Below are 11,987 nucleotides of genomic sequence, written 5' to 3'. Positions count from 1 at the left end.
CCTTAGCTCCGCCATATGCAAACGTTCTGGCGATTCCTACCGCACCGATTGCATCCAGACGATCTGCATCACGGACAATCTTGGCTTCAATTGTTTTGGCTTCTTTTTCGTGTCCACCACTGAAGGAAACAGATTCAATAATCTCAACTATTTGTTGTCGATCACTCAATGGCAAGTCTAGTTCGTCCAAAATGGCATTTTCTTTCGCCTTGCCTTCTATGCCACTATATTTAACGTCACTGACATCATGAAGAAGTACAGCTAGTTCTATTAAATCTGTACGAACGGTCCCTTCTTCCTGACTGATGATTCGGGCGTTTTTTCTCACACGTTCAATATGTTGAAAATCATGACTTGCGTCAAATTGATTGTATATATCTTTTACTAGTCGTTCACATTTTTCAATCGCATTCAATTTGATCTTCCTTCCTTAACAGACAATACTTCACTATTAGTATCATTGCATAAATCAAGCTCAAACCGCAACACACTGAATCGACAGAAAATTGACTAGTTTCGACAATTCATGTATAGTATATCCATCCATTCACGGAATATTTTGTAATCTGTGGTTGTGGAAATTGACATTTCACTCGAATAGTATGAGGAGGAACGTTCATGCACCAAGGCAAGGTAAAATGGTTCAACAATGAAAAAGGTTACGGATTTATTGAATACAATGATGGTGAAGATGTGTTCGTCCATTTTACTGGAATCCAAGGTGATGGATTCCGAACGTTAGATGAAGGTCAAGTTGTCTCCTTCGAAATTATCGATGGCAATCGAGGTCCACAAGCCGCAAACGTTCTATTGATTACATAATAAAGTCGACCCACCAATCAGATGATTGGTGGGTTTTATATGGTAGACTATTTGGTTTTTACTTTATTGAGTTCTTGCCCTAGAAACTGCAATTGGTCACCAACGGTACAGCTATTTATACAAAAACGGTGAGCCAATGTTTTTCCACCGTTTATCTTGAGTTCTCTTTTAATGAAGCAACCATCGCAATAAGTCTCAAGCAAATCGTCAATTTCACTGATTACTGTTAGTTTGTTCAAAATTGCTTCATCCTTTCATAAAAGTCACACACTTCTTAATTTTACACTCTATTCACTAAGAAAGTGCTACTTTATCTTACACCCTCATTGCTTTTGCTTGCAACTGACATTATAATAGTCAAGTTGGAAATCAACACGTTTTTTCGCGGTTCGTAACCTTCTCGCGTTATCAAAACTTCAGGAGGATATCTATGTTTAATGAAGTACTTGGATTAGGATTTGCAATAGTCAATATGATATTCGTGTTAATCATGTATAAATTTTTTGGAAGAACGGGATTATTTGTCTGGGTTGGATTCGCCACTGTTTTGGCAAATATACAAGTAACAAAGCTTATTGAAATTTTTGGCTTGACCGCAACTCTCGGCAATGCCGTTTATGGAAGCATTTTTTTAGTCACTGACATTTTAAATGAAAAATATGGCAAGAAAGAAGCCAAAAAAGCAGTATGGTTAGGCTTCACTTCCCTTTTAATGATGACTGCCATCATGCAATTCGTGATCCAGTTCCAGCCAGCCCCTGATGATATTGCACAGGAATCCCTTTCGACGATTTTCGGATTGATTCCGCGTATTGCACTTGGAAGTATGATTGCCTATCTTGTCAGTCAATACACCGATGTTCTCATTTTCAGTTTCATACGCAAACTGTTTCCATCTGACGGTGCATTCTGGATTCGCAATAATGGATCGACTATGCTCAGTCAATTACTGGATACACTAATTTTTACTTCTATTGCTTTTTTGGGTGTTTACTCAGCAGAAGTTTGGTTAAGTGTATTTATTTCAACTTATGTCTTGAAATTCTTGGTGTCTATACTCGGAACGCCTTTTGGTTACATGGCCAAACGAATGACACCGCTGGATGAAAAATAAGGAGTTGTTTTCATGCTTGAAGTGTATATTGATGGAGCAAGTGCAGGAAACCCAGGTCCGAGCGGTATTGGTATATTCATCAAAGGCGAAGGTCATCAACTTCGCTTTTCAGAATATATAGGGATTTATGATAATCATACGACAGAATTCATTGCCTTATTACGAGGTCTGGAAGAAGCACAGAAGCTGTCAAAAGAATTGATATCCGTCAGATCAGATTCACAGATTGTTGTTGCTGCCGTTGAAAAACGATACGCTAAAAACCCAGTGTTTAAGGAATTGCTCGATAAGGCACTTGAAATTGCCGATACTTTTGATTTCTTCTTTATTAAATGGGTGCCGGACAGCTCTAATCTAACTGCCGATCAATTAGCACGAAAAGCCATTATAAAACAAAAGGACTCATAAGCGTATTACGCTTTTGAGTCCTTTTGTTTCTTTTTATTATTGGTATGTGTTTTAAATGAGCAGTACAATAAAAGCTTCCGAAATATTATCCCTTCAGCCAAATTGCAGTGCCTCTAATCATTAATTTTGCACAAAAAAACAGATTCTCCGAAGAGAATCTGTTTATAGGTTATTCTTAAAATTAAGCTTTGTTTACGTTAGTAGCTTGTAGGCCACGTTGTCCTTGCTCGATTTCAAAAGTAACTTCTTGACCTTCGTCAAGAGATTTGAAACCTTCGCTTTGGATAGCGCTGAAATGTACGAATACATCGTCTCCGCCGTCACGTTCGATGAATCCAAAACCTTTTTCTGAGTTAAACCATTTTACTTTACCTTGTTCCATGTGTGTTTCCTCCTCGTGTACTAAGTACACATTGTGTTACTATCCTTGCTCAAATCGTGGAGATAAAATCTCTTACAAGTCTTACTCTTATCCGAACAAAAATAATCCTCTATAAATGTAACATGAAACCCGGGTTAATGCAAATGAAAAGTTCATGTATTTTCCTAAAAATCAGTTTTTTATTAAGAATTATTTTCCATCAAATTTGCTCAATAGAGCTCCGATAGCCCCGCTGTATCCATTGTCACTCAAAAACACTGGTGTCCGGTTTTTCCGTATTGTATAGCTACCAATAACCTTTTGAAGAGGGTCATTTTCTGCCAGAGTTGATCCAATATATACAATATGTTCCACATTTTCAGCATCAGCACATTGAATACTTAAAGTTGAAATGACTTCACCAACCAGACCTTGAACTGTCGCTAGAATATCTTCTCTTGACCGTTCAAGGAGCGGCCTTAATCCTGCATCACCAAAATTGCTTGCAGTCAGCCCTCCATCAATAGGCGTTTTATTGCCATAATAGATATCACTTACCAACATGTCGACTTCAGCGCGGCTTCCAGTGGCAGATAGCTCAACAATTTGTTTGAACTCATTAACGCCAGTCATTAATGCTGACATTCCAAGTAATGTCCCCCCACCAATTCCAGTCCCGGCAATTCGTACATGAGCATCTCCTTTAAGAGAATGAATGGATGTACCAGTTCCGATATTGGTGATGACAGCTTCTTCGAAATTTTGGCCGTCCTTTTTCAACTGATATTTGACACCAGCAACTGTTGCATCAAATTCCACCAGATAATGTAGATTTTCATGGGATTTCAAAAAAGTCTTTAATTGTTCAGCACGGCCACCGGTAAGTCCGATTTGAATATCATCTTTAAATGTAGTAATCCAATCACTTACCTTTTGTAAATCTGCGGAAGGAAAGTGTATCAAATTCAACTGTTGGTCTTCTTCAAAGTAAGCGATTTTGGTTAAAGTACCACCGACATCTATTCCAATTGCTTGTACCATATCTATTCTCCTTTAAACACACGAAAAAGCGTCGCTTTCGGGCGACGCTCAAAGTTGTTATGCGCGATTGCTCTCTGCCACTTGTTTTACACGTTCTACGAATTCGACAATCACTTTGTCATTGCCAAATAACAAGAATAGTTTAATGAACCATTTTAACGGATTATTTGTAGTTGTATAAACAAATTTCGTTTTAGAATCAGGTAATGCTTCGACTTCATATTTCGCAGTAATCTCAAATAATTGCGCAAGCGTAAATGCTACTTTCATATGTTTGTGAGTTGGAGTGTTTTCGTATTCGGTAACGTGCACATCATAGGCTTCTACACGGTTGCCTTCAAGGTATTCTTGGCGATAAACACTGCCCACAACTTCTTTCGTTTCAGTGACGGGCGTATTGCTGACTACTTTCGGCATGATTTGTTGCATCTTTTCCAAGTCGCCGTCCAAATACTTCCACACATCTTCAATTGGTGCATCAATAACAATTGATTTCGTCCATCGTTTCAAGTGGACACTTCCTCTCAAACTTCATACATATAGTTTAGAGAAAACTCCACATTTAGACAACCTCTTATTTTCGATACACATGTATTTTGTAGGCACTCCATTGTTCTTCCAACTCTCTCATGTGAACGGTTTTCCATGGGTTGAAAAATACTTGACCATTTTTATTGAAGAAGTAGTTTTGATCGATATGGAAACTTGCATGAATGATTTGGTTTTTGTCATCTTTCCACACGAGGATATCATGTTGGAAAATGGCATCCATGGACAAAGGCACTTCTTTATAACCAAGTTGTGTCAGGCCATTAATAAATGTGGTCGGGTGAACCCATTCCTTAATAATCCAGTCTAACGTATAACCCTCCTGAATCGATGCCGCAGCAAATAAAGTGGATGACAAACAATTGGCTCCATGTTCGTTTGGATACGTGTTGACATATGTACTTGTGACACTTTCCGTAGGTACATACGGATCAAATATTCCTGGAGTATCGTAATCAAAGGCAATGCGATTCAGTAAATCCGATTTTAACGACTTCGGCAACTGGTTCCATACTTCTTTCTGAATAGCTGTGTATTGTCGATCATTCGAAACAAATTCGTATGGTGCCAACAGCGATTTGGCAGGCTCTCTCAAAATCCCTTCGAAATAACGGGCTTCAAATACAAGTCCTCTTCCTACCTGTTGCTGAATTTTCAATATCGCTGTCTTTACCTTTTGGTTCAAAGCAGGAAAGACACGATGTGGCAAGACAACTACTGTAGTAATGTCTTCTGATAATGTCCAATACGTGTAGCAGCTGGCATATGAAACCGCAGTATATGTCGGATGCTTCATAAACTCTTCTTTTGAAAAAAGTAAACAATTCTTGCCAAATTCTTTCAAAAAATGTTGATCTTGCTCTCTGAGAAAGAACACATCTTTTTCTGGGACGAATGCTTCTTCCCATTTTTCCAATTTCCCTTGACTCAAATTAATACGCTTACTCAAAAAAACCACCAACCTCTATAGATTCCTACCTATACTACCAATACTTCATGACGTTCCTGTAACATTCACTTTACAATCAAGTCCTTCGGAACCGCCTTAATGTCTTTTGCAAGCAAACCTTTGTCCAAAATCATTTGAATCGCCAACTCTTTTTGAGTTTCCCCAAATTGCAGGATGATTCGATCACTTTTTAGTTGAACGATATGACCTTCACCAAATTTCTTATGGACAATCTTAAGACCAACTGTCATTTCTCGTATTTCACGAATGGTATTTGGATTCTCGGGGTCTACCTGTTTAGTCACAGCTTCACTTTGTTTGGAATTTTTCAGCAGGATACTTCTTACTTCACTAATAAACCGCGATTCAACCTTTTCTTTCCCATCCTTCTCTGCATACGTCAACAATTCTAGATGTTGTCGTGCTCTCGTCATTCCCACGTAAAATAAGCGTCTCGCTTCCTCAAGCTTTTCGGTGTCCCGCTGGTCTTCGTCAGATGGAATCGTTCCATTATGACAATCAATCATGTACACATGATCGAATTCCAACCCTTTTGCACTGTGAAAAGTGGATAACGTGACGGCGTTTGGATCTTTGATCTTTTTTGCTTTTTGCGTAAGCTCATCCAATTCTTTTAATCGCTTGGCAAATGCCTCCATCGTCGTGAATGGCTCAGCGATTTGTTCGAGTGTACGGATCATGTCGAGCAGCACTTCAATACGAAATCCAAATTTCTCTGCACGGTTTTGTAAAACTTGTTCATAACCGAGTTTTTCTCTTATTAAACGAATGACGCTTTTCGGACGCGATTCTTTCATTTGCTCATAGATCGTTGCATAGCTCTGCAATGATTTAATTTGATAATCCTTTAACGGGACGTGTCTAGAAAGAAGCTGAAAGACATTTCCTGCTTCTTCAATGTGCTCAAATTTACGAATTTGGTCGTTTGATAAATACAGATTGAATTTCCGTGCAATTTTCAGGAAAATATCTTTTCGTTCTAAATTAAAACTTAATCGCATGAAATTCAATATATCGTCAACTACCCAATGAGAAAAAAATCGTTGATCGACATCTTTCATATAAAACGGAATGCCTCTTCGTTCCAACTCACTTATATAAAGAATGGCACTTGCATTATTCCGGAAAAGAATGGCTGCACTGCTCGTTTCTTTTAAATCAAGCAGTCCATATATGACATATCTCATTTGGGCTTGATCGTCATGCAATCGTTTCAATTCAATATCCAATACAGGGCTGTTTTTTGTAAACATTTCTTTCTTGTACCTGATAGTGTTTCTTTTGATGAATTGATTGGCAACCGAGACGATATTGGCAGATGAACGGTAGTTTTGTTCCATCTTCAATATTTTGGCGTCTGGATACGTCTCTTTAAAGTTAAGTAAGTATGAAGGGTCTGCAGCTCGCCACGAATAAATCGTTTGATCATCATCTGCCACGACACATAAATTCCGATGCCCTTCAACAAGCTTTTCAACAATTGCATGTTGAACTCTCGAAGTATCTTGGCTTTCATCCGTTAACACGTAATCATACAATTTCGAGAAACTTTCCATGATGTGTCTGTCTGTAGATAAAGCTACGTAAGCAATTACGAGCAAATCATCAAAATCCAGCCAAAGATGAGAAGGATTTTGTGTTTTAATCGCTTCATATTGAATCGCAATTTTCACTGCTTCCGGATTTGGAAGTGCTTCGTCTTTCCATCGTGCTTCTGGAATCATTTTGTTTTTGATGAAACTGATAAACTGAATCATCTCTTGCAACTGATCGTCAGTACAATCTTCTTTTAGCGCTTTTTTATATAAATCCTTCAGAATTTGTGATTTCATCGGTGCATTATTGGTAGGAGTTCCTTCTATTAATGTAAATGAAATCCCTTGGCTCTTTAAAAAGCGTGATGTAATAGTAAAAGCCAAGCTATGAATGGTTGAAAAAGCGACATGATTTAATGAAGGAAAAAACTGTTCAAAGCGTGATTTCATATCTTGGGCAGAAGCTCGACTGAATGTAATGGCTTTAATACGTCGGGGTTCTACACCTTTCTCTTCAATTAAATATCCTATGCGCATTATCAACGTCGTTGTCTTACCGGAACCTGGACATGCCAATAACAGAAGTGGTCCTTCCGTTTGGCAAACTGCTTTTTGTTGTACTTTATTTAAATGAACATTATGACTGATCGCTTGTCTTTCAAAAAACGTAGGCATACGTAGACTCCTTTACAAGAAAAAAATCGCTATCTTTTTATAGATAACGATTTACATATTTTCGAGTATAACAGAACGTTTATTCTATGGCGAACGTTCATCTCGCCTATTAAAAAGAGATTAAAAGGATTTATGCTTGAATTGCTTTAAGTGTTTCTCCTGTTTCCAAATAACTTTTCAAATTGCTCATAATTGCCGGCCATCCGTTGTTAGCCCCCCAAAAAGTATCTGATGCATCGACTATATCACTTTCCGCTAAATTCGAGTGAATGAGCGTAAGTTTCACTGTATCATCCATCTCTTTTAGTGAAAATGTAACGACTGAGGGCTCATTACGTAAAGTAGGATCTTCAGTAGCTGACCACGTATACGACAGCTTTTCATAGGGAATGACTTCCACAAGTTCACCTGTTACATCCAGTTTTTCTGCTCTAAAAAAAGAAACATTCTCTCCCAATTTCCAAGATGATTGAAGTTTACTACCAAAGAAATAGCGCTCGGTATCTTCACTGTTTGTCAGTGCTTGCCAAAGTCTTTCCGGGTTGGTTCGGATATACGTGGTATAAACAAAAGTTTGGTTTGACAATTTCTTTCACTCCCACTAAGTATGTTAAAGTAATTTCATATGATTTTATCAATATTATACTTCAAGAGAAGGTGAAAAGATGTCCCGTTTCAATCATGGCGTTCTGTTATTTAATGGGCAAGCTGGACAGGACTCTGATGAAGAAGCTTTATCACTTGTCGTTCCGGTTATTGCGGCCCATTGTCACAAACTGACCATTGTACAAACATTATCTCCTGACGAGTTTAAACAAGCATGCTTGGACGCATCGTATGCGGATGTTTTATTTATAATGGGTGGAGATGGAACGCTGCATACAGCTGTTCAAGTATTAGAAAAGATTGAAAAACTCCCTATCATCGGTTTACTTCCTGGAGGGACTTGCAATGATTTTGCACGTACATTAGACATCCCGCCTTTTCTTAAAGAAGCAGCTGAAGCAATTGTTACCGGAGTCGTTCAAGATGTAGATTCAGCACAAATAAATGATGGCTTATTTATGAACTTCGCTGGAATAGGATTAATTGCCGACGCTTCCGAGAACATTAATCCCGATCTCAAAGACAAGTACGGTAAGCTAAGCTATTTCATGAGTGCTTTACAAACGTTTAGTCAAAGTGAACCGTTTTCTATTCATTTGGAGATTGATGGCACTACGTATAATGAAGAAGCTGTCATGTTACTCGTTATGAATGGAAAATCCATCGGAACCCATCGCTTTCCTCTCGACATCATTAATCCCAGAGATGGACAATTGGATGTGGTGCTCATACAAGCGTCAACTATGGCAGCCATACGTGAATGGTTTTCATTAAATCAACCAGATATAATGCCGGATGATTTAAAGAATGTCACCCATTATACCGGTAAACATATTGTGATTCGTACCGATGAACCGAAAAAAGTGGATACTGACGGAGAGATTTATTTAGAAACGCCTGTTGAAATAACAGTAAAGCCAAAATTCGTTCGATTTTTGGTGCCGAATAAGAACAATTAAAAAAGCAGCTGCCTTTTGGCAACTGCTTTTCGTTATTTTTAGTTTACATAATATTATTATCTAATTATTTGTTAGCGATATGAACTTTTAACAGTTTTCCTTTGATTGTCGTGTTTCTCATTTGCTTCAATACGAGCGGTCCTTTACCATTCAATATTTCCACATAAGAAACATTATCCTGAATGGTAATGATGCCGATATCTTGTGCAGTCATTCCATCGAGTTTTGCAATGGTCCCAACAAAGTCCACAGCACGGATTTTCTTTTTCTTCCCGCCGTTAAAATACAATTTCGTAATATCTTCATTTAATTGTTCTTTCTTATCCACTTTAATTTCAGGTTGTTCATTCATTTTTTGTTTAAATGCAGCTTTCGCTCTAACTACTTGTTCTTTTGAAGGCGCATCTTTCACCGGGATGTCAAAACCAATATACTTTTCAACCGATGCAAGGAATCGATCTTCGTAAGGTGTAACAAGTGTAATTGCTTTTCCGACTTCGCCTGCTCTACCTGTTCGACCAGTACGATGAACATAGCTTTCATTTTCCAAAGGCATATCGTAATTGATGACATGCGTAATACGGTCAATATCAATTCCTCGAGCAGCAACATCAGTAGCGATTAAATAGCGGAAATCCCCACGTTTGAAGTCATTCATTACATCGAAACGCTCATTTTGTTCCATCCCGCCATGAATTTTATCGACTGTATAGCCTTCATCATCCAGTAAGTCCACCAACTGATCGACGTTATCTTTCGTACGGCAAAAAATTATACAGCTATCTGGATTTTCAACCATCGTAATTTCTTTCAGCATCGCAAATTTCTCTGCTTCTTTTACGATATATACAGAGTGCTCTATTTGTTGGTTTACACTTTCTGTTTTTTCAATTTCGATGTCCACCGGATTGTCCATATATTTATGGCATAGTTTTTCCACGTCTTTTGGAAGTGTTGCCGAGAACAACATCGTTAATCGTTTTTTTGGCAAGTGACTGATTATGGACTCGACCAATTCAATAAAGCCCATGCTCAACATTTCGTCCGCTTCGTCAATGACAAGAATTTCAATTTTGCTTAAATCAAGTGTATGGCGCTCAATGTGATCCATGACTCGACCTGGGGTTCCCACAACAACATGTGATTTTTGTTTTAACTCAGTGCGTTGAAAAGCGAATGGCTGTTTCCCATAAATCGCCGTAGCCTTAATACGCTTAAAACGACCAAAACTCATGATATCTTGAGAAACTTGCATAGCTAATTCGCGTGTCGGGGTTAATACTAAAGCTTGTGGTTTGTTTTCATCCCAGTCCACCATCTCACAAATTGGAATACCAAAAGCAGYTGTTTTACCACTTCCTGTTTGAGATTTAACTGAAACATCCCGCTTTGATAGTGCTGTAGGTATCACTTTTGATTGCACTTCTGTTGGGGATGTAAATCCCAGACCTTCTAGTGCGCGAATTATGTCGTCTGAAATACCAAAATCTTTAAATTGTGTGTTTGTCATTAAAATCTCCCTTTATTTAAGAGTTGTCCACTCTTCTTTGTATCTTAAGTATACCAATGAATCGGGTGTGATAGATTAAAACAGAAAACTATGTTATAATAGATACATAATAACTTCATAATACGACAAATTTTCATAAGAATCTTTCGACTTGTTTCGAGTAGTTTGTATTCGACATGACATCAGTGTTATAGAAATGGGGAATTCAGATGACGTTCCAAAAACATGAAAAAGAAGTATCCGAATTTGTACAAGCACGAAGAATTCGTGAAAAAATCACATTCGTTCGTCGTGATGTAGAAGTTGAAGGAGCTATCTTCAAAATCCTTGAAAATTCTTGCATCGTTGAAATTTCTCAAGAAGACGCAAAAAAAATTGGTGCCGCATCAACTTTAACAGTAGTATCACATAAAAATTATAAAGTATTCTCATAATACAAAAACGAAGAGCAAATTGCTCTTCGTTTTTTTGTTGATTATTTAATTTTTGCTAAGTCAATTTATTGTCCACTGGATAAGCAGTAATCCAGTCACTATAACTGCCTACATATAATTTCACTTTTGGATATCCCGCTTCTTTAAGCATTGCATATAGAGGTGCTGCAGTTACTCCACTCCCGCAATACACAGTGATATCTTCATCTTGCTTAACAACCGCTTCTACTTCCGATATAACATCGACTGCTTCTTTAAAACGACCATCTTCTTTCAACAGTTCCCAGTCCAAATTTCTCGCATTCGGAATATGACCAGCTACTGAATCAATCGGCTCATGAATGCCTGCATATCTTTCTGCTGATCGGGCATCCAGAAGAGCACCATTTGACGTCTCCGATACTACTTTAACTTGCTCGCGAGTCGAAAGAATGTCTTCATTCCACTGAAGGCTTAATGTCGAAGCCGGGTATGACGATGTTTCAGTTGACACTTCTAAACCCAGTTCAACCAATTCTTCATAGCCTTCCTTCACCAATGTTACTTGTGGGAAACCTGCATAACAAAACATCCAGTAAGCTCGCGGTCCAAAGGGCATTCCGCCTTGGTCATAAATCACGACATGGTCTGTATACTGTAAACCATTTGATTCAAAAAGATATTTCAACTTTTCTTTATCAGGCAGTGGATGACGTCCATTTGTCTTATTCATATCCGATAAATCTTTTTCAAGATCGAGATAGATGGCACCAGCTATATGACCTTTATCATATAGCTTTTTGCCAGCATTAGGATCTTGTAGTGAAAAGCGAGTATCAATCCACCTCAAATTAGATTCTTTCAGTTCTTTTGCAGACTTCCAAACTTTACCCATCAGCTCATTCCCCTTCAGATAAATTCTTGTACACAGCTCTCCACTCTTCAAGGCGGCTACCTTCTTGCATTGCCGCTCTTTCAGAGTCAAGTTGTTGCAGTGACTCACGGAGTAAATGTTGTCTTAATC

At 38.2% G+C, this 11,987-nt stretch carries 15 protein-coding genes; 5 read left to right on the top strand and 10 right to left on the bottom strand.

From position 1 onward, the window contains the following. Nucleotides 1–415, bottom strand: a 415-nt coding sequence (locus AC1DSL_RS13400) for an HD domain-containing protein (protein ID WP_477532541.1), incomplete at its 3' end; no start/stop codon positions are given. Nucleotides 416–618: 203 nt separating this feature from the next. On the opposite strand from AC1DSL_RS13400, the gene AC1DSL_RS13395 reads away from it, so the two are divergent. Continuing rightward, the gene (locus tag AC1DSL_RS13395; RefSeq protein ID WP_016427347.1) at nt 619–822 is read left to right on the top strand and encodes a cold-shock protein; all 204 of its coding nucleotides are present in this window, start codon (nt 619–621) and stop codon (nt 820–822) included. 47 nt (nt 823–869) lie between these two features. Here AC1DSL_RS13395 and AC1DSL_RS13390 read toward each other — a convergent pair whose 3' ends face one another. Beyond that, complete coding sequence (locus AC1DSL_RS13390; protein WP_036659365.1) at nt 870–1,061, bottom strand: zinc-finger domain-containing protein; 192 nt, start codon at nt 1,059–1,061, stop codon at nt 870–872. Between the two features lie 191 nt (nt 1,062–1,252). On the opposite strand from AC1DSL_RS13390, the gene AC1DSL_RS13385 reads away from it, so the two are divergent. Next, the gene (locus AC1DSL_RS13385; RefSeq protein ID WP_477532540.1) at nt 1,253–1,936 is read left to right on the top strand and encodes a queuosine precursor transporter; all 684 of its coding nucleotides are present in this window, start codon (nt 1,253–1,255) and stop codon (nt 1,934–1,936) included. Nucleotides 1,937–1,948: 12 nt separating this feature from the next. Next, nucleotides 1,949–2,344 (top strand): reverse transcriptase-like protein, encoded by a 396-nt coding sequence (locus tag AC1DSL_RS13380; protein WP_016427349.1) that lies wholly within the window; start codon nt 1,949–1,951, stop codon nt 2,342–2,344. Between the two features lie 181 nt (nt 2,345–2,525). Here the strand turns inward: AC1DSL_RS13380 and AC1DSL_RS13375 are convergent, their stop codons facing one another. The 6 genes from AC1DSL_RS13375 to AC1DSL_RS13350 all read right to left on the bottom strand — a co-directional run bounded on the left by AC1DSL_RS13375 (nt 2,526) and on the right by AC1DSL_RS13350 (nt 8,061). Beyond that, complete coding sequence (locus AC1DSL_RS13375; RefSeq protein WP_016427350.1) at nt 2,526–2,726, bottom strand: cold-shock protein; 201 nt, start codon at nt 2,724–2,726, stop codon at nt 2,526–2,528. A 189-nt stretch (nt 2,727–2,915) separates the two neighbouring features. Beyond that, nucleotides 2,916–3,746, bottom strand: a complete 831-nt coding sequence (gene coaW / locus AC1DSL_RS13370) for a type II pantothenate kinase (RefSeq protein ID WP_477532539.1) — start codon at nt 3,744–3,746, stop codon at nt 2,916–2,918. Between the two features lie 57 nt (nt 3,747–3,803). Continuing rightward, complete coding sequence (locus tag AC1DSL_RS13365; RefSeq protein ID WP_477532538.1) at nt 3,804–4,256, bottom strand: SRPBCC family protein; 453 nt, start codon at nt 4,254–4,256, stop codon at nt 3,804–3,806. Nucleotides 4,257–4,320: 64 nt separating this feature from the next. After that, complete coding sequence (locus tag AC1DSL_RS13360) at nt 4,321–5,253, bottom strand: hypothetical protein (protein WP_477532542.1); 933 nt, start codon at nt 5,251–5,253, stop codon at nt 4,321–4,323. Between the two features lie 56 nt (nt 5,254–5,309). Then, nucleotides 5,310–7,475 (bottom strand): ATP-dependent helicase, encoded by a 2,166-nt coding sequence (locus tag AC1DSL_RS13355; RefSeq protein ID WP_477532537.1) that lies wholly within the window; start codon nt 7,473–7,475, stop codon nt 5,310–5,312. Nucleotides 7,476–7,605: 130 nt separating this feature from the next. Beyond that, nucleotides 7,606–8,061: an SRPBCC family protein gene (locus AC1DSL_RS13350; RefSeq protein ID WP_477532536.1), complete on the bottom strand. Its 456-nt coding sequence runs from the start codon at nt 8,059–8,061 to the stop codon at nt 7,606–7,608. Between the two features lie 79 nt (nt 8,062–8,140). On the opposite strand from AC1DSL_RS13350, the gene AC1DSL_RS13345 reads away from it, so the two are divergent. Next, nucleotides 8,141–9,040, top strand: coding sequence for a diacylglycerol/lipid kinase family protein (locus AC1DSL_RS13345; RefSeq protein WP_477532535.1), 900 nt, complete (start codon nt 8,141–8,143; stop codon nt 9,038–9,040). 64 nt (nt 9,041–9,104) lie between these two features. On the opposite strand, the gene AC1DSL_RS13340 is transcribed toward AC1DSL_RS13345, so the two are convergent. Beyond that, complete coding sequence (locus tag AC1DSL_RS13340) at nt 9,105–10,550, bottom strand: DEAD/DEAH box helicase (protein WP_477532534.1); 1,446 nt, start codon at nt 10,548–10,550, stop codon at nt 9,105–9,107. Between the two features lie 209 nt (nt 10,551–10,759). Between AC1DSL_RS13340 and AC1DSL_RS13335 the strand changes: the two genes are divergently transcribed. Then, entirely contained in the window at nt 10,760–10,984 is a 225-nt protein-coding gene (locus tag AC1DSL_RS13335) for a DUF2187 family protein (protein WP_016427358.1), read from the top strand. Nucleotides 10,985–11,039: 55 nt separating this feature from the next. On the opposite strand, the gene AC1DSL_RS13330 is transcribed toward AC1DSL_RS13335, so the two are convergent. Beyond that, nucleotides 11,040–11,858: a sulfurtransferase gene (locus AC1DSL_RS13330; RefSeq protein WP_342541682.1), complete on the bottom strand. Its 819-nt coding sequence runs from the start codon at nt 11,856–11,858 to the stop codon at nt 11,040–11,042. Between the last annotated feature and the right edge of the window lie 129 nt (nt 11,859–11,987).

The sequence above is a fragment of the Paenisporosarcina sp. P4_D4 genome (assembly GCF_056401835.1).
This window is presented reverse-complemented; position numbering and strand designations above follow the sequence as displayed.

Coding starts and splice junctions, on each gene's coding strand:
- AC1DSL_RS13335 (WP_016427358.1), top strand. CDS start 10,760: ATGACGTTCCAAAAACATGAAAAAGAAGTATCCGAATTTGTACAAGCA.
- AC1DSL_RS13380 (WP_016427349.1), top strand. CDS start 1,949: ATGCTTGAAGTGTATATTGATGGAGCAAGTGCAGGAAACCCAGGTCCG.
- AC1DSL_RS13385 (WP_477532540.1), top strand. CDS start 1,253: ATGTTTAATGAAGTACTTGGATTAGGATTTGCAATAGTCAATATGATA.
- AC1DSL_RS13375 (WP_016427350.1), bottom strand. CDS start 2,726: ATGGAACAAGGTAAAGTAAAATGGTTTAACTCAGAAAAAGGTTTTGGA.
- AC1DSL_RS13345 (WP_477532535.1), top strand. CDS start 8,141: ATGTCCCGTTTCAATCATGGCGTTCTGTTATTTAATGGGCAAGCTGGA.
- AC1DSL_RS13395 (WP_016427347.1), top strand. CDS start 619: ATGCACCAAGGCAAGGTAAAATGGTTCAACAATGAAAAAGGTTACGGA.
- AC1DSL_RS13355 (WP_477532537.1), bottom strand. CDS start 7,475: ATGCCTACGTTTTTTGAAAGACAAGCGATCAGTCATAATGTTCATTTA.
- coaW (WP_477532539.1), bottom strand. CDS start 3,746: ATGGTACAAGCAATTGGAATAGATGTCGGTGGTACTTTAACCAAAATC.
- AC1DSL_RS13330 (WP_342541682.1), bottom strand. CDS start 11,858: ATGGGTAAAGTTTGGAAGTCTGCAAAAGAACTGAAAGAATCTAATTTG.